Raw genomic sequence first — 21,699 nt, forward strand, 5'->3', positions numbered from 1 at the left:
AAGCTCAGGATGGACCTGTCGTTTCTGGCGAGGTGCCTGGCGAGGTGCTGCAAGGGGTCATGGCATCCCCGTTCACCACACCCCAACCAGGAACGTCTGATCCGCAGGGCCTTGCACGGCCGGCAACCGAATCAGAAGCCACTCCATCAGAACGTCCGCCAGCAGACGGTCTGCAACGCGCCATTCCAGAGGCAGGAGTTGCCCAACCCCAACCCGCAGCTGGGACATTGCCGGCACCACCGGCAACCCCGGCCCCTGCATTACCTGCCAAAACACCCACCACCGGTCTGGTCACGATTGAATCCGACCTGCAACAGGCCGACAACCGCACCGGCGTGATCACGGCCACAGGCAACGTTCGCATCGTCTACCCCGATGAGCGGGTCGTGGCGACAGCCCGTCAGGCCCAGTATTTCAGCCAGGAGGGTCTGGTCATCCTCAGCGGTGATGTGGACGTGATCCAGAGCGACGGCCATTCGATCAAGGCCGAGCGCGTCTACTACTGGGTGGAGAACGAGCGCGTCAAGGCCGAACCCACGGGGGGGCAGCAGGTGTTCAGCAAGCTGAAGGTCGATGCCCTTCAGAAGCCTGCCGCCGGTGCTCCCGCAACGGAAGGCAAGGGCAAGGGCAAGCCTGCAGGAGCGGCACCAGGCAACGGTGCCAAAACGCCCGGAACAACCGCCTCTCCCCAGCCCAAAAAGGAAGGAGCTGCCAAAAACCCAGCGCCAGCACCCGCTCAGTCTGGTCCGGTCGAATCCCCCTCGGACGCCAACCAGCCATGAGCCTGGTGGTGCAGGAGGCGGCGCTCACCATCGCTGGCCGACCGTTGGTGCAAGACGTGAGCCTGGAGCTTGCCCCCGGGGAGGTGGTCGGTCTGCTTGGCCCCAATGGTGCCGGCAAGACCACCACCTTCAACCTCGTCACCGGCCTGCTGCGGCCAGATCGGGGGCAGGTGCTGCTGGATGGGATGCCTGTTCAGAAGCTGCCGATGCCGCGTCGCGCCCGACTCGGCATCGGCTATCTGCCCCAGGAAGCGAGTGTGTTCCGCACACTCACGGTGCGCGAGAACCTGCGGCTGGCCCTGGAGCAGAGCCGCACACCCCGCAACCTGCGCCGGCAGCGGCTTGAGACCCTGATCGAGGAGTTTCACCTGGGTCCGTTCCAGAACCGCAAAGGATTTCAACTCTCCGGAGGCGAGCGCCGTCGCACGGAGGTGGCGCGCGCCCTGGCCGTAGGGGCGTCAGGTCCGCGTTATCTGCTGCTTGATGAGCCATTTGCCGGGGTTGATCCGATGGCCGTGTCCGATCTGCAGGAGCTGATCGGCAACCTGCGCCGCCGCGGCATGGGCGTGCTGATCACGGATCACAACGTGCGCGAGACCCTCTCGATCACCGATCGGGCCTACATCCTCACCGAGGGTCGCATCCTCGCCTCGGGCACCTCCAGCGCGATGGCCAATGATCCGCTGGTTCGTCGCCACTACCTCGGCGAGGCCTTCCAACTGTGACCGCCGTCTCGATGCTGCAGCGCTTTCGCCGTCACCCGTTCCGCTTCAGCCTCGACTGGCTGCCCCTGATGGATCGCTGGCTCATCGCTGAGCTGGTCGGTCCGCTGCTGTTCGGCATCGCCGCCTTCACGGCCGTCTCGCTGTCCGTGGGGGTGGTGTTCGAACTGGTCCGCAAGGTGGCGGAGGCCGGCCTGCCGCTCAGCGCAGCCATGCAGGTGCTCGGATTGCGGCTGCCGGGCTTCCTGGTGCTGTCGTTCCCCATGGCCACCCTGATGGCCACCCTGCTGGCTTACAGCCGGCTGTCCGGCAACAGTGAACTCACCGCTCTGCGCAGCGTCGGGGTGAGCACCAAGAGGATGGTGGCACCGGCCGTGGCCCTGGCGGTGGCCATGAGTCTGCTCACCTTTGTGTTCAACGATGTGATCGTGCCGCGGACCAACCTCTCCGCCTCGATCACGCTGGATCAGGCCCTCGGCAAGGCCATCGCCGCCGAACGGGGACGGCACACGCTCTATTCCCGTTTTGGCCGGATCTCGCAACCCGATGGGGAGAGCGTGCGGGGTATGACCCAGCTGTTCTATGCCCAGGAGTTCAGCGATGGGGAGATGAAGGATGTCACCCTGATTGACTTCTCCCGCACCGGCCAGCGTCAGATGCTGATGGCCAAAACCGGCCGCTGGAATGAAGCCAAGGCGATGTGGGAGTTCCGCAATGGCCGCATCGTCAGCGTCGATGAGGCGAACGACACCACCACCTCGGCCAATTTCGACCGCTACTTCTATCCACTCAGCCGGGATGTCGAGGAGGTGGCCAAGCTGCCCACCGATGCCAATCTGATGACGGTGGGTCAGGCCCGTCGCGCTGAAAGGCTGCTGCTGGCAGCCAACAACAAGAAGGAGGCCCGGCGGTTGCGGGTACGCATCCAGGAGAAGTTCGCCTTCCCCGCCATCTGTCTGGTGTTCGGCCTGATCGGCAGCAGTCTGGGGGTCCGTCCGAATTCCCGCACCAGCCGCAGCCAGGGGTTTGGCATCAGCGTGCTGCTGATCTTTGTGTACTACCTGATGTCGTTCATCTTCAGCTCGCTGGGGATCACCGGCACCCTCTCGCCCCTGATGGCGGCCTGGCTGCCAGTGGGGATCGGATTGGCCGGTGGACTGGTGCTGCTGCGTCAGGCCAGCCGCTGAAGCGGCAGACTGGCGCGGTCGCTGCTGTTTCTGGTGATTGATCCGGTTCTTGGTCTTGGGCTCACGGCCTTCGGCCTGCTCCTGCTGGTGCTCCCGCTCTCCTTCTGGTCCCTCAGCGCTGGCCGCAGAAGTTCAGCGGTGACCCTGCTGGTGGCGGCCGCCAACCTCTGCCTCACGGCCCAGCTGGTGCTGCGCTGGTGGGATTCAGGCCACTTTCCGATCAGCAACCTCTACGAGTCGCTCTGTTTCCTGGCCTGGGGTTGCACGCTGACCCAGCTGCTGGTGGAGCGCTCCTGGCCCTCCCCCCTGGTGCCCGCGGCCTCCACGCCGATTGCCCTCGGCTGTGTGGCCTTCGCCAGCTTCGCCCTGCCGGACACGATGCAGGAGGCTTCGCCGCTGGTGCCGGCCCTGCGCTCCAGCTGGCTGATCATGCACGTCAGCGTGATCATGGTGAGCTATGCGGCGCTGCTGGTGGGCTCACTGCTCTCCATTGCGGTGCTGTTCACCGATCGCGGCAATGATCTGGTGCTGCGGAGCAGCTCGATCGGCACGGGTGCCTATCGGAAATCCCAGCTGGTTGGTGCCGGCGCGCCCACCGCTGTGGAATTGCACAGCACGGGTTTTGCGATCAGCGAGCAGCTCGACAGCCTCAGCTATCGCACGATCACCGTGGGCTTCCTGCTGCTGTCAGTGGGCCTGGTCAGTGGTGCCGTCTGGGCCAACGAGGCCTGGGGCAGCTGGTGGAGCTGGGACCCCAAGGAAACCTGGGCCCTGATCTGCTGGCTGGTCTATGCGGCCTATCTCCACACCCGCTTGATCCGTGGCTGGCAGGGTCGTCGCCCGGCGCTCGTGGCCTCCGCGGGTCTGGTGGTGATTGTGGTGTGTTACATCGGCGTCAATCTTCTCGGCATCGGCCTGCACAGCTACGGCTGGTTCCTCGGGGCTTGAAGCCATCACGTCACGGGGCGTGCGCTCGGTCAAACCACAAAAAAGCCCCCTGCCTGCAGGGGGCGGAGCACTGGCTTGAACCGGATGTCAGGCAGGCGCCAACCCGTTCAGACCAGCGCCGGCTGGGGCCGCTTGCTGTTGCGGATTCCGGTGATCGCTTCGGCATAGCTGGGCTGATTGAACACCCCTGAGCCACTCACGATTGCGTTGGCTCCCGCCTCGATCACCATCCAGGCATTTTCGGCCTTGATGCCACCATCCACCTCGATCCAGGGATCCAGGCCCTTGGCGTCACACATGCGCCGCAGATCACGGATTTTCTGCACCTGGCTCTCGATGAAGCTCTGACCGCCAAAGCCGGGGTTGACGCTCATCACCAGCACCAGGTCGCAGAGCTCGAGGCAGTACTCGAGGGTGTCGATCGGGGTGCTGGGGTTCAACACGGCCCCGGCCATCTTGCCGAGATCCTTGATCTGGGCCAGGTTGCGATGCAGGTGAGGGCAGGCCTCGACCTGAACGCTGATGATGTCGGCGCCGGCCTTGGCAAAGTCAGCCACGTACTTTTCCGGCTCCACGATCATCAGGTGCACATCGAGCGTCTTGGCGGTGACCGGCCGCAGCGCCTGAACGATCAGCGGACCGATGGTGATGTTCGGCACGAAGCGCCCATCCATCACATCCACATGGATCCAGTCGGCACCGGCTTCGTCGACCGCACGCACGTCGTCGCCGAGGCGGGAGAAATCGGCCGACAGGATCGATGGGGAGATCACCAGGGGCTTGGTGCTCATGGTTGGGACCTGTCGTACGAAGGGGTGCGCCAATTGTAGGAAGCGGCCCCTCCCGGCCCTGGCCGCAGGGCCATGCAAGGGCCTTGCGGTGGGCGCTGATACAGTTGGCCCGCTTCAAGTCTGAGAGGCCCTGCAGCGGCTGGAACCTTCCGCCGAGACCGGCCCATCCGCCGGACCTGGCCCTGGTCTCCGAAGCGTCTGCACAGCAGCTCCGAGGTTTGGCGTTTCCCCGCCTGCCCGGTCTGCCGGTCCCCTCGTTGAGGCAGTCACCCCTGCCGCACTGCTGTGGATCGCACTCTTATCCAGGAAATTCTCGAGGTCGTCGAACAGGCCGCCATTGCCTCCGCTGAGCTCACCGGCCTGGGCAAGAAGGACGAAGCCGATGCAGCCGCTGTGGAAGCCATGCGCAAGCGCATGGGCCAGATCGAGATGCAGGGCCGCATCGTGATCGGCGAAGGCGAGCGCGACGAAGCGCCGATGCTCTACATCGGTGAAGAGGTGGGCAGCGGCACCGGTCCGGGAGTCGACTTCGCCGTCGATCCCTGCGAAGGCACCAATCTCTGCGCCAACAGCCAGCGTGGCTCCATGGCCGTGCTCGCCGCCTCCGACCGCGGTGGCCTGTTCAATGCGCCCGACTTCTACATGAAGAAGCTGGCCGCTCCCCCGGCCGCCAAGGGCAAGGTGGACATCCGCAAGAGTGCCACCGAGAACATCGCCATCCTCAGCGAGTGCCTGGGGCTCGCCACCAGCGAGCTGGTGATCGTGGTGATGGACCGCGCCCGCCACAAGGACCTGATCGCCGAGATCCGCACCACCGGCGCCCGTGTGCAGCCCATCTCCGATGGGGATGTGCAGGCTGCCATCGCCTGCGGTTTCGCCGGCACCGGCACCCACTGCCTGATGGGCATCGGTGCGGCACCCGAGGGTGTGATCTCCGCCGCCGCCATGCGGGCCCTCGGCGGCCATTTCCAGGGTCAGCTGGTCTACGACCCGGCTGTCGCCCAGACGTCGGAATGGGCCGACTACACCAAGGAGGGCAACATCGCCCGCCTCAACGAGATGGGCATCACCGACGTGGACAAGGTCTATGAGGCTGAGGAGCTCGCCTCCGGCGAGAACGTGGTCTTCGCCGGCAGTGGCATCACCGACGGCCTGCTGTTCAACGGGGTGAAATTTGAGAAGGACTGCACCCGCACCAGTTCCCTGGTGATCAGCACCCTCGACAGCTCCGCCCGCTTCACCGACACCATCCACATGAAGCCCGGTGCCCAGAGCATCGCTCTGCGCTGATCAGCCCAACTGCCCACGCCATAAGGTCTGCCTCCATGCACATTGCCGTTGTCGGCCTGAGCCACCGCACGGCTCCTGTGGAGATCCGGGAGCGTCTGAGCATCCCGGAGCAGACCATGGAGGCCTCTCTCCAGCAACTGCGATCCGATGAGCAGGTGCTGGAGGCCTCCATCCTCAGCACCTGCAACCGGCTGGAGATCTATGCCCTGCTGCGGAATCCCGACCAGGGCATCTCGGCGGTGGGCTCCTTCCTCAGCCGCCATTCCGGTCTGAGTGTCGATGAGCTCAGCCCGCATCTCTTCACCTTTCATCACGAAGATGCCATTGCCCACCTGCTGAGGGTGGCTGCCGGGCTCGATTCGTTGGTGCTGGGCGAGGGCCAGATCCTCTCCCAGGTGAAGAAGATGGTGCGGCTCGGGCAGGAACACCGCTCCCTCGGTCCGATTCTGAACCGCCTGCTGAACCAGGCGGTGAGCACCGGCAAGCGGGTGCGAACCGAAACCAATCTCGGCACCGGGGCCGTGTCGATCAGCTCGGCAGCTGTCGAGCTGGCCCAGTTGAAGGTGGGCCAGGCCCGTGGGGTGGACGAACTGGTTCCGCTCGACCAGGAGCAGGTGGCGGTGGTGGGGGCCGGACGCATGGCACGGCTGCTGCTGCAGCATCTGGCGGCCAAGGGCTGCCGGGGTGTGGTGCTGCTCAACCGCACTGTCAGCCGGGCCGAAACCCTGGCGGCCGACTTTCCGGATCTGCCTGTGCAGTGCCGACCCCTGGTGGACCTGGATCACTGCCTCAGCACCTGCTCGCTGGTCTTCACCAGCACCGCAGCCGACGACCCGATCATCGATGCGGAGCGGCTGAATCGGCTGAATCGCCGCTCCAGCCTGATGCTGGTGGACATCGGTGTGCCTCGCAACATCGCCTCTGATGCCGGTGACCTGGGCGGTGTCGAGGCCTATGACGTGGACGACCTGCAGGAAGTGGTGACCCGCAACCAGGAGGCCCGCCGGGAAATCGCCGCCGAAGCTGAGGGGCTGCTGGAGGAGGAGTCGAGGCTGTTTCTGGAATGGTGGGATGGCCTGGAAGCCGTGCCTGTGGTGAACCGCCTGCGGATACAGCTGGAGGACATCCGCGAGCAGGAGCTTCAGAAGGCCCTCAGCCGGATGGGTCCGGATCTTTCGGCCAGGGAGCGCAAGGTGGTGGAGGCGCTCAGCAAGGGGATCATCAACAAGATCCTCCACACTCCCGTGACCAATCTACGGGCGCCCCAGCCGCGCCAACAGCGCCACACGGCGATGCGGGTGCTGCAGGATCTGTTTGAGCTGGTCGATGGCGGCAACGAGACCTGATCTGGTGATCTGGGACAGGCATCGAAGTGCTGCGGAGACTCGCCTGATAGCAGGTCACTCAAGTACGGTCGACCAAGACGACGAACATTGAGAGGAGCGGATTCATGAAGCGAGTTCTGGCAATTATTCTCGGCGGAGGAGCCGGAACTCGCCTGTACCCGCTCACCAAGATGCGGGCCAAGCCTGCTGTTCCTCTGGCTGGCAAATACCGTCTGATCGACATCCCGATCAGCAACTGCATCAACTCGGAGATCAACAAGATCTATGTGTTGACCCAGTTCAACAGCGCCTCGCTCAATCGTCACCTCACGATGAGCTACAACCTCTCAGCTGGCTTCGGCCAGGGTTTTGTCGAGGTGCTGGCGGCCCAACAGACCCCGGACAGCCCTAGCTGGTTTGAGGGCACGGCCGATGCGGTGCGCAAATATCAGTGGCTGTTCCAGGAATGGGACGTGGATCACTACCTGATTCTGTCCGGAGACCAGCTCTACCGGATGGATTACAGCAAGTTTGTGCAGCACCATATTGATACCGGTGCCGATCTTTCGGTCGGGGCTTTGCCGGTCAATCCAGCCGACGCTGAGGGTTTCGGCCTGATGCGCACCAATGCCGCCGGACAGATTCTGGAATTCCGCGAGAAGCCCAAGGGTGAGGCTCTTGAAGCGATGCGGGTGGATACCAGCAGCCTCGGCCTCTCGCAAGAGGAAGCCGCCAAACGGCCCCATCTGGCGTCGATGGGGATCTACGTGTTCAGCCGGGACACCCTGTTTGATCTGCTGGCAACCCATCCCAAGTCCACCGATTTCGGCAAGGAGATCATTCCAGCCTCCCTGGAGCGGGGCGACAAACTGCAGAGCTTCCTGTTCGATGATTATTGGGAGGATATCGGTACGATCGGCGCTTTCTACGAGGCCAATCTTGCGCTGACCGATCAACCAAATCCTGCCTTTTCGTTCTACGACGAAAAATTTCCCATCTACACGCGCCCTCGCTACCTACCCCCCAGCAAGCTCTGGGATGCTCAGGTCACGCAGTCAATCATTGGTGAAGGATCGATGCTGAAAGCCTGCAGCATCCACCACTGTGTGCTCGGAGTTCGAACCCGTGTGGAAGACGAGGTCGTTCTTCAGGACACCCTGGTGATGGGATCCGATTATTTTGAATCGATGGAAGAACGGCTGGTGCTGCGCGAGCGTGGCGGCCTGCCGATCGGTATCGGCAAGGGCACCACGATCAAGCGGGCCATCATCGACAAGAATGTGCGAATCGGCTCCAATGTGGCGATCGTGAATAAGGATCAGGTCGAGGAAGCCGATCGTCCCGAGCTGAATTTCTATATTCGTAATGGCATTGTGGTGGTTGTGAAAAATGGCACGATTCCCGATGGCATGGTGATCTGATCATCAGCCAGGCCGTATCGCTCTGCGGCTCAGGCGACCAGCCGCCCAGGCCAGGAATCGCTGACATCCCAGCCCAATCCTGTGACAACCCTGACCATTGGCCCTGAGCCTGGCCACACTTGAGGCCTACGGTTTTTCAACCGGATCCTCAATTTCGAATTCATGAGTAAGGCGCATTTCGGCCTCATCGGTCTCGGCGTGATGGGAGAGAACCTGGTGCTCAACGCCGAGCGCAATGGCTTCTCCAGCGTCGTCTACAACCGCACCACCGCCAAGACCGACGAGTTTCTGGCAGGCCGCGGTTCCGGCAAGGACATCGTGGGCGCCGCCACCCTCGAAGAGTTTGTGGCGGCCCTGGAACGGCCGCGCCGCATCCTGATGATGGTGAAGGCGGGGGCACCGATCGACGCGATGATCGCCCAGCTCTCCCCACTGCTCGAGGAAGGCGACCTGCTGATCGATGGCGGGAATTCCCTCTACACCGACACTGAACGGCGGGTGGCGGAGCTCGAAAGCAAGAGTTTCGGCTACATCGGCATGGGTGTGAGCGGCGGCGCCAAAGGCGCGCTGGAGGGCCCGAGCATGATGCCGGGAGGCACCCGCGCTGCCTACGACGCGATTGAGTCCCTGGTGCGCAAGATGGCCGCCAAGGTTGAGGACGGCCCCTGTGTGACCTACATCGGGCCCGGCGGTGCCGGCCACTTCGTCAAGACCGTGCACAACGGCATTGAATACGGAATCGAGCAGATCCTGGCCGAGGCCTATGACCTGATGAAGCGGGTGGCCGGCCTCCATGGGGATGCCATGGCCGACGTGCTGGGTCAGTGGAACAGCATGGAGGAGCTCGCCTCCTTCCTGGTGGAGATCACCGAAGTCTGCCTGCGCACCAAGGATCCCGAGAGCGGCGCCGATCTGGTCGAGTTCATCGTCGATGCGGCCGGCCAGAAGGGCACCGGCCTCTGGACGGTGGAGAGCGCCCTGCAGATGGGGGTGCCGGTTCCGACCATCTACGCGGCTCTCAATGCCCGTGTGCTGAGTTCGTTGAGGCCGGAGCGCCTGGCGGCCGAATCCGTGCTGGCGGCACCGGCACCGCACAGCTTTGATCTGGGCGAACCGGCCACGGGCATGGAGCCCCTCAGGGATGCCTGCATCCTGGCCTGCATCGTGAGCTACGGCCAGGGCATGGCTCTGCTGCAGGCCGCCTCGACGATCCACGACTACCAGCTCGATTTCTCGGCCATCGGCCAGATCTGGAAGGGGGGCTGCATTATTCGGGCCCGCCTGCTCCAACGGATTCAGGATGCCTATGCCACCGATCCGAACCTACCCAACCTGATGCTCGATCCCTGGTTCGCCGAGCAGGTGAACCGCCGCCTGCCGGGCTTGCGCCAGGTGGTGGCCGGCGCCGCTCTGGCAGGCATTCCGGTGCCCTGCCTGAGCAGCAGCCTCGACTACATCGACAGCTATCGCAGCGGACGTCTGCCCCAGAACCTGGTCCAGGCCATGCGCGACTGCTTCGGCTCCCATACCTACGAGCGCACGGACCGCCCGGGGAGTTTCCACACCGAATGGCTGGATTGAAGACAAGCCAACCGAGGGCACCACGATGGATCGCAACACAACGGCGCTGGAGCTGCCTGCCATGACCACCTATCGCCTCGCCGTTGCCTCCTCCGCGGACGACCTCGCCCGCCGGGTTGCTGAGACGATCGCCTCCCGCCTCGACCTGGCACTGGCCGAACGCGACCGTGCCCTGGTTGCCCTGGCGGGTGGCGAAACACCGCGGGCGGCCTACACCCGCCTGGGGCAGGAACACCTGCCCTGGGAGCGGGTCGATGTGCTGCTCGGCGATGAGCGGATGGTGCCCCCGGAGGATGCGGCCAGCAACGCGCGCATGTTGCGGGAAACCTTGCTGGAGAGCGGGCCCGGTCACGGCGCCCGCTTCCACCCGGTTCCCACCGAGGTCGGCTCGGCTGAAACCTGCGCCGAGGCCTACACCGCCCTGTTGGCTCAGCTCAGCCCCGGTGCCATCCCCATCTTTGATGTGGTGCTGCTGGGCCTGGGCGACGACGGCCACACCGCTTCCCTGTTTCCTGGGACGGCAGCCTGCCTGGAGCGGGTCAAGCCGGTCACGATCGGCGAAGGCAAGGGGCTGCCGCGCCTCAGCCTCTCCGCGCCGGTGCTCTCGGCGGCACGGCAGGTGATCTTTCTGGTGAGCGGCGCCGGTAAGGCGGAGGCCCTGCGGCGCTTGCTGGATCCCAAGGAATCCGTGGAGCGCACCCCGGCCCGGCTGGTGAGTCCAGCCACCGAGGTGCTGATCCTGGCGGATGCCGCTGCCGCCGGCACGGCAACCGCCTGAGAGGCGCCAGGATTGGCTCAAACCAGTCCTGGTTCCTTCGTCATGGCGTATTCCAGCCCCTCCGCCGCAGAGTCCGCCTCGCTCACCCTGGTGGCCGGCGATGGCTTCAGCGGTTGGCATGCCCTCAACGACACCGTGATGGGGGGCCAGAGCCGCGGCAGCACCCAGGCAGGCAGCGGTGGTCTGGTGTTCGATGGCGAGGTGATCGAAGCGGGCGGTGGCTTCATCAGCTGCCGCTCCCCTGTGTTCGGGCCGCCGCTCGATCTGTCGACCTACGCGGCCTTTGAACTGGATCTCCGTGCCGATGGGCGCCGCTACAAGCTGGCGGTGGCCTGCGCCGATGGCCTGGGCGGCATGACCGAGCTGATCCCCGGCGGTCTGCGTTGGGTCGCGGAGTTCGCCACCCAACCCGCCGGTGAGCTCAGCCGGATCAGGATTGCCTTTGCTGATCTGCGGCCATCGGTACGGGCCAGACCCCTGGGGTTGCCGCTGCGCTTCGATCCCAGCCGGATCACGCGGCTGCAGCTGCTCCATTCCCGTTTTGCTGATGATGGGGGCTCCAACAGTGGCTTCCGTGCCGGGCCGATCCACCTGGTGATCGAAGCGATCCGGGCCGTGGCCTGAGGCGATGGCCACCGATCTGGCCCGGCTGGTGGCCGCCGCCGCCGACCTCTGCCGCAAGCCCCTGCGCCATGCCGTGCTGTTGGATCGCGAGTCTGATCGCGAGGCTGATGGGGAAGCTGGCCGGCAGGACAACGACCTTGACGACTGCTGCCTGCGCCTCGAGGCCCGGGCGATCGATGGGAAGCGCCGGCCGGAGGAGGACCTGGACCTGGAGCTCTACCGCAGTGCTGGAACCCTCAACCTCACCCTGGCCTGGCGCCACGACCCGGATCGACCGATGCTCTGGCATGGCAACCACCCGGTCTGGATGGATGGGGTCACCGGCCTGCGTTGCGAGCGGCCCGCCGACGGCGCAGGGCTGGAGGCCCTGGCCCGGCGGTTGCGAGCTCTTCTGGGTTCCGCAGCAGACCCTCAGGCTTGAACCTTCCGAGCTGAGCGCAAGGCTCAGACCGGATCGGTCACAGCCCCGAGGCTGCTGCTGCTGACCAGCCTGGCGTACTTGCCCAGCACACCCGTGCGGTATCGGGGTTCAGGCTTGACCCAGGCGGCGCGGCGGCGCTCCAGTTCAGCCTCATCGACGTTGAGCTGCAGCAGCAGCTGCCTGGCATCCACGGTGATGCTGTCGCCCTCCTCCACCAGAGCGATCGTGCCTCCCACGGCGGCTTCAGGGGCGACGTGGCCCACCACCAGGCCGTAGGAGCCACCGGAGAAGCGGCCGTCGGTGATCAGGGCCACCGATTCGCCCAGACCCTGGCCGATGATCGCGGCGGTGGGGCTGAGCATTTCGCGCATGCCCGGACCGCCAACGGGGCCTTCGTAGCGGACCACCAGCACGTCCCCGGGTTGAATCTGGCCATCGAGGATGGCGGCCAGGGCGGCTTCCTCACTTTCGTAGACCCGGGCCGGGCCGGTGATCACCGGGGTCTTGACCCCTGAGATCTTGGCCACCGCACCTTCCTGGGCCAGGTTTCCCTTGAGGATGGCCAGGTGTCCCTTGGCATAGAGAGGGTTGGAGAGGGGACGGATCACGTCCTGATCGGCAGCCGGCTGGCTGGGAACGTTGGCCAACACCTCGCGCAGGGTCTTGCCTTCAATCGTGCGGCAATCGCCATGCAGCAATCCGGCATCCAGCAGCAGTTTCATCACCTGCGGAATGCCACCGGCCTGGTGAAGATTCACCGTGACATAGCGGCCGCTGGGTTTGAGATCGCAGATCACCGGCACCCGCTGCCGGATCTGCTCGAAATCATCGATCGAGAGTTCCACCCCAGCCGTGCGGGCAATCGCGAGCAGGTGCAGCACGGAATTGGTGGAGCCGCCCACCGCCATGATCACGCTGATCGCGTTCTCGAAGGCCTCGCGGCTGAGCAGGTCGCGCGGGCGGATGTTGTTGGCAATCGCCTCCACCAGCACCTCGGCCGATCGGGCCGCACTCTCGGCTTTTTCCGGATCTTCGGCCGCCATGGTGGAGCTGTAGGGAAGGCTGAGGCCCATCGCTTCGAAGGCCGAGCTCATCGTGTTGGCGGTGAACATGCCGCCGCAGCTTCCAGCGCCAGGGCAGGCGTTCTTCTCAATCGCCACCAGTTCCTCCTCGGCGATGCGTCCGCCGGAGAACTGACCCACCGCCTCAAACGCACTGACCACGGTGAGATCGCAGGGGCCGAGCTTGCCGGGCTTGATGGTGCCGCCATACACAAAGATGGCGGGGATATTCATGCGGGCCATGGCCAGCATGGCGCCTGGCATGTTCTTGTCGCAGCCCCCGATTGCCAGCAGTCCGTCCATGCTCTGGGCGTTGCAGGCGGTTTCGATCGAATCGGCGATCACCTCCCGGCTGACCAGGGAATATTTCATCCCTTCGGTGCCCATCGAGATGCCATCGCTCACCGTGATCGTGCCGAAGGTCTGGGGCATGGCCCCGGCGGCATGGGCGGCCTGCTCGGCGCAGCGGGTGAGATCGTTCAGACCCAGATTGCAGGGCGTGATCGTGCTGTAGCCGTTGGCGATGCCGATGATCGGTTTATTGAAGTCGCCGTCACCGAAACCAACGGCCCGCAGCATGGCCCGGTTGGGCGAACGCTGGATGCCCTGGGTGATGGCAGCGGAGCGGAGCATGGCGGGCGGGCGGAACTGGCTGTGAGAGCAACCTACCGATCCGGCTCAGCCCTCTCCGTTGGAGGCGCGATTCATCGGACGCTTGCCGTTGGTGGTGAGGCTTTCGAGCTGTCGCCGCACGTCTTCGATTGCCTGGTTGAGCTGCTGCACCTTGTCGTGCAACTGGGCCTCACTGGCACTGCCATGGGCTGGTCTGGAGGTCAGGCCTTCCTCCGCAGATCCGCTGTCCCCGGCTCCGGCGCCCTGCAGGCGTGAGAGGCGCAGCAGCCGCTCCTGCCGCAGTCGCTGGCGGCGGCGATCCGCTTCATTCAGCAGCCACCAGCCCAGCCCCGCAGCCCCCAGAGCCGCACCGGCGAAGGCGCTGAGCACCAGGCTGCTTCTGCCATAACCAGGGTTGCCGCCTGCATCCGGACCCGAGGAACGGCGAGAGGTGGACATGGGCTCTTCCGGAACGGGAGCGACGAACCCGAGCCTAGGCAGCTCCCCCGAGGTTGCCGAACAAGCGAAGGACAACGTCGCCGATCCCCGGCGAGAGCCTGCCGGCTGGATCCAGCTCAGCGTCGATGCAGGCGCAGTAAACGGTGAGATCCGGGAAGGCTTCGGCGATGGCACTCAGACCGGGACGGGCCGCCAGGGTGGAGATCACCCGCAGCCGCTGGCCCTCCACGCCGCGCTGCTGCAGGCGCTGCAGCACGGCGATCAGGTCGCGCCCATCGCCGATTTCCGGGGCGTAGACCAACACCCCCACCCGGGAAGCGATCACCGCGGGCAGGGCATCGATTGCCCAGAACAGATCGCCGGAGCCGGTGGGTTGCACTGCCACATGGGCCACCGTGGCCACGGGCAGTACGGTCTGGCCGCCCTGCCAGAGCCCCAGCCCGCCCCGCAGCATCGGCACCACCAGCACCGGCACCGAGGCATCCACCACCGTGCCTTCGCTCGAGGCCAGGGGCGTCTGCACGGTCACCCGCTGATGGGGCAACCAGTCGCGCAGGGCTTCGTAGGTAAGCCAGCGGCCCAGCTCGGCCATGCCGGTGGCAAAGAGGGCGGGCGGGGTCTGGGCATCGCGCAGCAACGTGAGCCAGTGGCCGATCAGGGGATGGGGTGGCACCACCACCCGCAGGGACATGCTCATGAACAGGAGGCAGTTGCCAGGGATGCTCGCGCTGGCGAACCCCTTGGCATAACTTGAAGGGCCACCGTACCCGCGCCGTGATGCTCCGCCGTTGTCTGCGGTTCCTGGCCTGCTGTGGTGGCTGGATGCTCTTCAGGAAGGTCCCACTTGCTCTGCTGCTGAGCACGTCCGTGCTGCTCGCCGGACCCGCCTGGCTTGGCGGAGCGCTCTCGGCTGAGGCGATCACGGCGCCGGAGCTGCGCGGTCAACGCACCGTGCAGGACCTGCAACCGGACATGCACGGCCGCGACCTGAAGCAGCAGGAATTTCTCAAGGCCGAGCTGCAGGGCTACGACTTCAGCGACACCGATCTGCGGGGTGCCGTGTTCAATTCCAGCAATCTGCGCGGCGCCAATCTGCAGGGGGCCGACCTGGGCGATGTGGTGGCCTTCGCCAGCCGGTTTGATGGTGCCGATCTGCGGGACGCCAGGCTGCGCAACGCCATGCTGATGCAGAGCCGCTTCCGCGATGCCGAGATCAGCGGCGCCGATTTCAGCGATGCGGTGCTCGATCTGACCGAACAGAAGGCCCTCTGCAAGCGGGCCACCGGCTCCAATCCAGTCACAGGCGTCAGCACAGCCGAAAGCCTGGGTTGCCGCTGAACCAAGCAACCGGAGGCCCATCAAGCGGAGGCCCGTCAAGGCAGGACCCATCAAGCCGAGACGAACCGAACCCCTCGATGCGTTGCATTGCCATCACGAACGCTGCAAGTCCCACTGCAGGTCTGACCGCATAGATTCGAGCACCGGTTCCGGAGGGGAACAGCCTCCGGAGGTAACGGGGAAAGTCCGGTGAAAATCCGGCGCTGTCCCGCAGCTGTGATGGCTCCAGTCCTGGAGCCCAGCCAGAACGCCCACCGGTTGTTCTCTTCATCCCGGCGCGGACCGGACCCCTGCATGTTTTTTCCTGGCTCCCAGGAGGGCTCCGGCCCCCTCTGGATTCGCACGCAACATTTGCCGGCCCCGGTTGCCACAGGCAGCCGGCTCCGTTCCCGTCTTCTGCCGCTCTGTGGCCTGCCGATCGTTCTGCTGGGCGGTCTGTTGCTGGCGGGGCCGGCACAGGCGCACCATTTCATGGAGCTGATGGGGCTGAAGCCCACGCCGATCAATGGATTGATCAGCGGCCTGGCCCATCCGCTTCTGGGTCCCGATCATCTGCTCTTCCTGTTGGCCCTGTCGCTGGTGGGATTGCAGCAGCGCGCCACCTGGATGTTGGCCCTGCTGGCCACCGGTCTGGGCGGCAGTGCTCTGGGGCTGGCCTTGCCCCACCTGCCAGGAGCCGAGGCTGCCGTGGCCTTCACCCTCACCCTGGTGGGCCTGGTTCTGCTCGACAGGCTGCCCCGCTGGGTTCTGGTGCCTGCCTTTGGCTTGCATGGCTACGTGCTCAGTGATGCCGTTCTGGGTTGGACGGCTGGTCCGACCGGCAGCTATCTGATCGGTCTGATGCTCAGTCAGATGGCTCTGCTGCTGGTGTCGCTCTGGGCGATGCGCCACACCGCTGCCAGCCTCACCCCGACCCGCCAGCGCCTGATTGCGGCCGGGCTGATCGGCTGCGGTGGCGCCTGGGCCTGGTCGAGCCTGGTGGGCTGAACCCAACCATGGCCCCTGTACATTCCCGCCTTCCGGTCACGGTGGTGACCGGCTTTCTTGGTGCCGGAAAGACCACCCTGCTGCGTCATCTGCTTCTGAACAGCGGTCAGCGCCTCGCCGTTCTGGTCAACGAATTCGGTGATGTGGGCATCGATGGATCGCTGCTGCGCGATTGCGGCTTCTGCCCGGAGGAGGAGGCCGAAGGCCGATTGGTGGAGCTGACCAACGGCTGCCTTTGCTGCACCGTGCAGGACGACTTCCTGCCCACCATGGCTCGGCTGCTGGAGCGCTCGGACCAGCTCGACGGCATCGTGGTCGAAACCAGTGGCCTCGCCCTGCCGGCTCCGTTGGTGGATGCCTTCCGCTGGCCTGAGATCCGCACCCGCACCCGGGTCCATGCCGTGGTCACGGTGGTGGATGGTGAATCTCTGGCGGCTGGCAACGTGGTGGCGGATCCGGCTGTGCTGGAGGCCCAACGCCTTGCGGATCCAAGCCTGGATCACGCCACGGCGATCGAGGACCTGTTCGAAGACCAGCTGGAGGCGGCCGATCTGGTGCTGATCAGCCGAGCCGATCGGATCAGCCCCGACGACCTGGCGCGCCTGCGCCAGCAGCTGCAGCCACGCCTGCGCAGGGGCACGGCCGTTCTGCCGATGCAGCGGGGTGTGATCAGCCCGGAGCTGGTGCTGCAGCTCCGCCGGACAGACGAGACTCAGGCTCGGCCTCAGGGCGAGCACCACCACGACGGTGACGACCATCACCACGACCACGACCACCACGGCGACCATCACGACCATGCCCATGTGGCGATGGGATCGGCGGTGTTGCGCCTGGCCGGCGACTGGTCGCGTCAGCAGGTGGAGGTCGCCATCGCTGCGCTGATCCAGAGCCAGGGGCTGATCCGGCTCAAGGGTTGGTTGTGGCAGCAGGGCCGTCCACGCCCCCTGCAGATTCAGGCCGTGGGCCCACGGCTGGAGTGCTGGTACGAAACCGCCCCCTCCAGCCAGCTGGCCGGCGAGCCTGGGCTTGAACTGGTGGCCCTGGGGCTGGGTCTCGACGCGGAGGCCTGCAAGGCCTGCCTGCTCGATGCGCTCCACTCTGCCCCTGCGCTCCCCTCTGCCCCTGCACCAAGACGGTGATTCAGTCGAGGGGGATATCACCTCGGGCGCAGAGTCCATCCCAGCAGAGGGAAGCATCCGCGCTCCAGGTGCTCTCCACCTCGCGCCAGTCTCCAGGGGCCTGGTCCTGGCGCATGCGCACGCTGCCGGAGCCGTCGTGCTGGAAGTCGAAGCGGCGCTCACCCACCTGCAGCTGCCAGCGCTCACCGATGCTCATCACTGTCATCGCGCAGGGTTGCCAGGGCCCGTCGGCCAGGCGGCAATCAAGACTCACGATCGGAGGGCTGGAGCTTGGTTCCGGATCGGAGCCGGCAGGACCCGCCTGGGCCGGCAGTGCAGCGATCGGCCCGAGCAACAGCGCCAGCATCACCACCGGTTGCCATAGATCCAGCGATGGAGACACGGGCAGCACGGCGGCGCAGCTGGTACCCCTTCAAGCTGATTACCGCGGCTGTCAAGGGGGCGGTGGGCTGCCAAGATTTAACAAATCTCCGACAGCCCCGGTGCCCCTCTACAGCGCTCGCGTTCAGGTGTCCCTGCGCCCCTCGGTGCTCGATCCGGCCGGCGAAGCCACCCGGGCCGCTGCCGCCCGCCTGGGGGTCGAGGGGGTGACGCGGCTGCGGATCGGCAAGGCGATCGAGCTGGAGCTGGAGGCGCCCGACCGGGCCACGGCCCAGGCCCAGGCTGAACTGCTCAGCGATCGTCTGCTGTCCAATCCGGTGATCGAGAACTGGACCCTTGAACTGCAGGAGCTGGGCTGATCCAGGCGGCTCCACAGCCCCTCGGACCAGGCTCGGCATCCATCCCTCGCATCACCCGCACCCCACTTCTCCCTCATGACCATCGGCATCGTGGTGTTCCCCGGTTCCAACTGCGACCGGGATGTGCGCTGGGCCATGGAGGGCTGCCTGGGTCGCCCCACCCGTTTCCTCTGGCATGAGGAGCGCGATCTCTCCGGGCTGGAGGCGGTGGTGCTGCCCGGAGGCTTCAGCTATGGCGACTACCTGCGTTGCGGCGCCATCGCCCGGTTCGCGCCGGTGCTGCAGGAGGTGCTGTCCTTCGCGGAGCGGGGCGGACCGGTGCTGGGCATCTGCAATGGCTTTCAGGTGTTGACGGAACTGGGCCTGCTGCCTGGGGCGCTCACCCGTAACGAGAAGCTGCACTTCCTCTGCGAACCCAGCCGCCTGGAGGTGCAACCGGGTCACTGCCGCTGGCTGGGCGGCTATGACGCCTGTGAGAGCATCACCCTGCCGATTGCCCACGGTGAAGGGCGCTATCAGGTGGAACCCGAGCGGTTGAAGCAGCTGGAGGATCAGGGCTGCGTCGTGCTGCGCTATGCCGATAACCCCAATGGCTCCGTGGGTAACGTGGCCGGCCTCACCAATGCCGGCGGCAATGTGCTCGGTCTGATGCCCCACCCGGAGCGGGCCTGCGATCCGGTCACCGGGGGCATCGATGGCCGGCGCCTGCTGGAGGCGGTGGGCTCCTGAGCCGGCCTGCGGATGACGTTGCACCGCCGTTCCTTTCTGGCCGCGCTGGCCGGGGCTGGTGGTGTGGGGATGGCAGCGGCAGCGCGGGTTCCAGGGGTTGCCCCAGCAGACGCCCTTTCACAACGGCCCGCCGTGCAAGCACCGGCCCTGCCCATGCCACCGCCCCTGACGGCCGGCAGCCGGCTGGTGGCGATCGCGCCCGGAACCTGGTGGGAGGATCCCGAGCCGGAGCAGGCCAACCTGGAGGCTCAAATCGGGAACGCCGGCTGGGAGCTGCTGGTGCCGGTAGCGACGCGTCAGCGCTGGCACTGGTTTTCGGGCACGGACCGCCAACGCCGTCAGGCCTGGGAGCAGGCGATCGCTGAGCAACGGGCGGAGGGCGTGCTGGCCGTCACAGCCGGCTGGGGCAGTGCCCGGCTGCTCGAGAGTGGCTGGCAGCCGCCGCCTCGGCCGATCTGGCTGATGGGCTTCTCCGATGCCAGCGCCTTGCTGCTGGCCCAGTGCGCGGCCGGTCTGGGCGGCGCGATCCATGGGGGCCTGCACGGCGATGCCGGCCAATGGCAGCGATTGGTGCGGCTGCTGCGGCGCCAGCCGGTCGAGCCCCTCCAGGGACAGGGCTGGCGCAGTGGCATCGCGGAGGGGCCACTGGTGGTGACCAACCTCACGGTGGCGACCCATTTGATCGGCACTGCCTGGTTGCCGGATCTGCGGGGGCGGATTGTGGTCTTTGAGGATGTGGGTGAGGCCCCCTACCGGGTGGATCGGATGCTCACCCAATGGCGCACCGCCGGGTTGCTGGCGGGGGTGGCCGGGATCGGACTGGGCCGGTTTCAGTGGACGCCGGACGACGTGATGCCTGGCGATCTCTCGATGGAGGAGGTGCTGCAAGAGCGCTTCGGCGATCTGGGCATCCCCTTGGTGGGCCGGTTGCCCGTGGGGCATGGCAGGCCGAATCTGGCCCTGCCCCTGGGACATCGGGCCCGGCTGGATGGCAGCGCCGGAACCCTGACATTGCTGTGAAGCAGCGCTGCGGCGCCAGCAGACATGACGCCAGACATGAAAAAGGGCCCTCGAGGGGCCCAGAGGGTGAAACAGAAACGAGCTGTTGCTGAAGGAGTCAGCAAAGTGGCAACCAGTTCAGTAGTCCCCGCTTACAACCGTGCTGGCTCAGGTGTGATCAGTTCACAGCAGCAAAGAAGTCCTTGCTCTTGACCGGATCAGGATTCATGGTCTTATCGCCAGGCATCCAGTTGGCGGGGCAGACTTCATCCGGATTGTTGCGGATGTGCTGGAAGGCCTGCAGCAGGCGCAGGGTTTCATCCACACTGCGGCCAACGGGCAGGTTGTTGATCGTGCTTTGCATGATGACGCCATCAGGATCGATGATGAACAGACCACGCAGGGCCACTCCGGCCTCTTCGTCGAGCACCTCGTAAGCGCGGGCGATGTCTTTCTTCAGGTCTGCCACCAGGGGATAGGCGATATCGCCGATGCCACCGCTCTTGCGCTCGGTCTGAATCCAGGCCAGATGGCTGAACTGGCTGTCGACCGAAACACCCAGAACCTCGCAATTGCGGCTGGAGAATTCGCCGTAACTGTCAGAGAAGGCGGTGATCTCCGTGGGGCACACGAAGGTGAAGTCGAGCGGATAGAAGAACAGCACCACGTACTTGCCGCGATACTGGGACAAGGTGACGTCCTGGAACTCCTGGTCGATCACGGCGGTGGCCGTGAAATCAGGAGCGGGCAGACCGACGAGCCGGGACATGGCGGAAGCGAAGTGGGAAGCAGAAGGTGCGAAAGTCCAACCGGCACCTGGAGGGAAACTCGAAGCGAGGACTCAAAATCCCTGGCTCTGACATCCTGCCAAAATGAAGTCGTATCGGCTTCCAGTTGGACTCCAACAATTTATCACGGATCCCACGCGCCTCGGCGAAGCAGGACCTAACGGCGCCGCCATAGGGTGGTGTTCCAGAACGCGATGACCCCATGGCTTGGGATCCACTGATCCTCCGTAAATTCAGTACCACCGGCCATTTTCGCCTTCTGAACCAGCTGCGCAGCGAACTGCAGGCCCATCCCCTGGAGCGCCAGGTTGAGACAGATCCAGCCGCTGGAGCTGGACGAGGCAAAGCGGTGATCCGTACAGTGGCCGTGCGTCGGGGCGGCCAAAGCCAAGGTCGAATCCGCCGGCCCCAGGCGCGTATGGACAGTGGTGGCGCAAGCCTGGCCTCCGCAGACGCCGGGCAGTCCTTCCGTGATCGGCTGAACGCCATCGAGATGCGTTGATGGCCGGCAGTATGTAAATCGTTGTTAGCGGATCCTGCAGGGTTACATCCACACGATTGAGAAGCAGATGGCTTGGCAACTGAATTCTTGAAATTACCGCTTCCTTTCCTGGAGCATCGTCAGTCATTCAGCAAGTCAAAAATGGCTTTCTGCAGATCTTTCGACTGCTCCAGCTGGTCGAACACCCAGGCCATCGCCGTAGCCGGCTTCTCGAAACCAAGCTCTTTGCAGAGACGCTGAATGATGACAGAGTGATCCTCATAGAGCGAAAGATCACTGACGCTCCGCACGTTGAGGTGGCCGCCAACAAACTTCTGAGTGGCGGATTCATGCAGATCTGATTGATCCAGATCGGATTGATCCAGATCGGATTGATCCAGATCTGATTGATGCAGATCTGATTGACCCGGGCAGAGCTCTGAAGATTCCATGGCCATCAGGGCAGATTCCCAATTTTAGATCAACACTCCCAACC

General features: G+C 65.1%; 24 protein-coding genes and 1 riboswitch. Of the genes, 17 read left to right on the forward strand and 7 right to left on the reverse strand.

All coding sequences use genetic code 11. The annotated features are described in order from the left end of the window. Positions 1–227 precede the first annotated feature (227 nt). From KQ310_RS15895 to ccsB, 4 genes are read left to right on the forward strand one after another with little or no spacing between them, the layout of a single operon-like run. Positions 228–782 (forward strand): hypothetical protein, encoded by a 555-nt coding sequence (locus tag KQ310_RS15895; protein WP_311134750.1) that lies wholly within the window; start codon positions 228–230, stop codon positions 780–782. After that, positions 779–1,507 carry an LPS export ABC transporter ATP-binding protein gene (gene lptB, locus KQ310_RS14290; RefSeq protein ID WP_259722390.1) on the forward strand — a complete coding sequence of 243 codons (729 nt, stop codon included), beginning with the start codon at positions 779–781 and terminating at the stop codon, positions 1,505–1,507. The genes KQ310_RS15895 and lptB overlap by 4 nt, the downstream gene beginning before the upstream one ends. Before the next feature lie 11 nt (positions 1,508–1,518). Next, positions 1,519–2,691, forward strand: a complete 1,173-nt coding sequence (locus KQ310_RS14295) for an LptF/LptG family permease (protein ID WP_259722588.1) — start codon at positions 1,519–1,521, stop codon at positions 2,689–2,691. A 33-nt stretch (positions 2,692–2,724) separates the two neighbouring features. Then, positions 2,725–3,639, forward strand: coding sequence for a c-type cytochrome biogenesis protein CcsB (ccsB, locus tag KQ310_RS14300; protein ID WP_259722391.1), 915 nt, complete (start codon positions 2,725–2,727; stop codon positions 3,637–3,639). Positions 3,640–3,746: 107 nt separating this feature from the next. Here the strand turns inward: ccsB and rpe are convergent, their stop codons facing one another. Further along, on the reverse strand, positions 3,747–4,430 hold the full coding sequence (rpe, locus tag KQ310_RS14305; RefSeq protein WP_259722392.1) for a ribulose-phosphate 3-epimerase: 684 nt from the start codon (positions 4,428–4,430) through the stop codon (positions 3,747–3,749). A 285-nt stretch (positions 4,431–4,715) separates the two neighbouring features. Here rpe and glpX point away from each other — a divergent pair, with 285 nt between their 5' ends. The 7 genes from glpX (at position 4,716) to KQ310_RS14340 (ending at position 11,870) form a co-directional block, all read left to right on the forward strand. Beyond that, entirely contained in the window at positions 4,716–5,720 is a 1,005-nt protein-coding gene (glpX, locus tag KQ310_RS14310) for a class II fructose-bisphosphatase (RefSeq protein WP_259722393.1), read from the forward strand. Positions 5,721–5,755: 35 nt separating this feature from the next. Next, the gene (locus tag KQ310_RS14315; RefSeq protein ID WP_259722394.1) at positions 5,756–7,066 is read left to right on the forward strand and encodes a glutamyl-tRNA reductase; all 1,311 of its coding nucleotides are present in this window, start codon (positions 5,756–5,758) and stop codon (positions 7,064–7,066) included. Between the two features lie 104 nt (positions 7,067–7,170). Further along, positions 7,171–8,466, forward strand: coding sequence for a glucose-1-phosphate adenylyltransferase (locus tag KQ310_RS14320; protein ID WP_259722395.1), 1,296 nt, complete (start codon positions 7,171–7,173; stop codon positions 8,464–8,466). 162 nt (positions 8,467–8,628) lie between these two features. Next, positions 8,629–10,047, forward strand: coding sequence for an NADP-dependent phosphogluconate dehydrogenase (gndA, locus tag KQ310_RS14325; protein ID WP_259722396.1), 1,419 nt, complete (start codon positions 8,629–8,631; stop codon positions 10,045–10,047). Between the two features lie 61 nt (positions 10,048–10,108). Continuing rightward, positions 10,109–10,825 (forward strand): 6-phosphogluconolactonase, encoded by a 717-nt coding sequence (gene pgl, locus KQ310_RS14330; protein ID WP_259722589.1) that lies wholly within the window; start codon positions 10,109–10,111, stop codon positions 10,823–10,825. Between the two features lie 42 nt (positions 10,826–10,867). Then, positions 10,868–11,449: a CIA30 family protein gene (locus KQ310_RS14335; protein ID WP_259722397.1), complete on the forward strand. Its 582-nt coding sequence runs from the start codon at positions 10,868–10,870 to the stop codon at positions 11,447–11,449. A gap of 4 nt (positions 11,450–11,453) precedes the next feature. Next, positions 11,454–11,870, forward strand: a complete 417-nt coding sequence (locus KQ310_RS14340) for a hypothetical protein (RefSeq protein ID WP_259722398.1) — start codon at positions 11,454–11,456, stop codon at positions 11,868–11,870. Positions 11,871–11,893: 23 nt separating this feature from the next. Here KQ310_RS14340 and ilvD read toward each other — a convergent pair whose 3' ends face one another. The 3 genes from ilvD to upp are packed head-to-tail and all read right to left on the reverse strand — an operon-like array spanning position 11,894 to position 14,699. Beyond that, entirely contained in the window at positions 11,894–13,564 is a 1,671-nt protein-coding gene (ilvD, locus tag KQ310_RS14345; protein ID WP_259722399.1) for a dihydroxy-acid dehydratase, read from the reverse strand. A 45-nt stretch (positions 13,565–13,609) separates the two neighbouring features. Beyond that, entirely contained in the window at positions 13,610–14,002 is a 393-nt protein-coding gene (locus KQ310_RS14350; protein WP_259722400.1) for a hypothetical protein, read from the reverse strand. A gap of 34 nt (positions 14,003–14,036) precedes the next feature. Next, positions 14,037–14,699: a uracil phosphoribosyltransferase gene (gene upp / locus KQ310_RS14355; protein ID WP_259722401.1), complete on the reverse strand. Its 663-nt coding sequence runs from the start codon at positions 14,697–14,699 to the stop codon at positions 14,037–14,039. A gap of 125 nt (positions 14,700–14,824) precedes the next feature. Here upp and KQ310_RS14360 point away from each other — a divergent pair, with 125 nt between their 5' ends. The 3 genes from KQ310_RS14360 to cobW all read left to right on the forward strand — a co-directional run bounded on the left by KQ310_RS14360 (position 14,825) and on the right by cobW (position 17,466). Then, positions 14,825–15,340: a pentapeptide repeat-containing protein gene (locus KQ310_RS14360; protein ID WP_259722402.1), complete on the forward strand. Its 516-nt coding sequence runs from the start codon at positions 14,825–14,827 to the stop codon at positions 15,338–15,340. Between the two features lie 127 nt (positions 15,341–15,467). After that, positions 15,468–15,614: riboswitch (cobalamin riboswitch) on the forward strand. Positions 15,615–15,691: 77 nt separating this feature from the next. Beyond that, complete coding sequence (locus tag KQ310_RS14365) at positions 15,692–16,327, forward strand: HupE/UreJ family protein (RefSeq protein WP_259722403.1); 636 nt, start codon at positions 15,692–15,694, stop codon at positions 16,325–16,327. Between the two features lie 8 nt (positions 16,328–16,335). Beyond that, positions 16,336–17,466 carry a cobalamin biosynthesis protein CobW gene (gene cobW, locus KQ310_RS14370; protein WP_259722404.1) on the forward strand — a complete coding sequence of 377 codons (1,131 nt, stop codon included), beginning with the start codon at positions 16,336–16,338 and terminating at the stop codon, positions 17,464–17,466. Between the two features lies 1 nt (position 17,467). Here the strand turns inward: cobW and KQ310_RS14375 are convergent, their stop codons facing one another. Beyond that, on the reverse strand, positions 17,468–17,848 hold the full coding sequence (locus KQ310_RS14375) for a hypothetical protein (protein ID WP_259722405.1): 381 nt from the start codon (positions 17,846–17,848) through the stop codon (positions 17,468–17,470). A 100-nt stretch (positions 17,849–17,948) separates the two neighbouring features. On the opposite strand from KQ310_RS14375, the gene purS reads away from it, so the two are divergent. From purS to KQ310_RS14390, 3 genes are all read left to right on the forward strand, one after another. After that, positions 17,949–18,206: a phosphoribosylformylglycinamidine synthase subunit PurS gene (gene purS, locus KQ310_RS14380; RefSeq protein WP_259722406.1), complete on the forward strand. Its 258-nt coding sequence runs from the start codon at positions 17,949–17,951 to the stop codon at positions 18,204–18,206. Between the two features lie 75 nt (positions 18,207–18,281). Then, positions 18,282–18,935: a phosphoribosylformylglycinamidine synthase subunit PurQ gene (gene purQ / locus KQ310_RS14385; RefSeq protein ID WP_259722407.1), complete on the forward strand. Its 654-nt coding sequence runs from the start codon at positions 18,282–18,284 to the stop codon at positions 18,933–18,935. Between the two features lie 12 nt (positions 18,936–18,947). Further along, positions 18,948–19,955 carry an LD-carboxypeptidase gene (locus KQ310_RS14390; RefSeq protein WP_259722408.1) on the forward strand — a complete coding sequence of 336 codons (1,008 nt, stop codon included), beginning with the start codon at positions 18,948–18,950 and terminating at the stop codon, positions 19,953–19,955. 157 nt (positions 19,956–20,112) lie between these two features. Here the strand turns inward: KQ310_RS14390 and KQ310_RS14395 are convergent, their stop codons facing one another. Continuing rightward, the gene (locus tag KQ310_RS14395; RefSeq protein WP_259722409.1) at positions 20,113–20,703 is read right to left on the reverse strand and encodes a peroxiredoxin; all 591 of its coding nucleotides are present in this window, start codon (positions 20,701–20,703) and stop codon (positions 20,113–20,115) included. 640 nt (positions 20,704–21,343) lie between these two features. After that, the gene (locus KQ310_RS14405; protein WP_259722411.1) at positions 21,344–21,661 is read right to left on the reverse strand and encodes a hypothetical protein; all 318 of its coding nucleotides are present in this window, start codon (positions 21,659–21,661) and stop codon (positions 21,344–21,346) included. Positions 21,662–21,699 lie beyond the last annotated feature (38 nt).

It is taken from the genome of Synechococcus sp. CS-1328, assembly GCF_025128095.1.
Classification (GTDB): Bacteria; Cyanobacteriota; Cyanobacteriia; order PCC-6307; family Cyanobiaceae; genus CBW1002.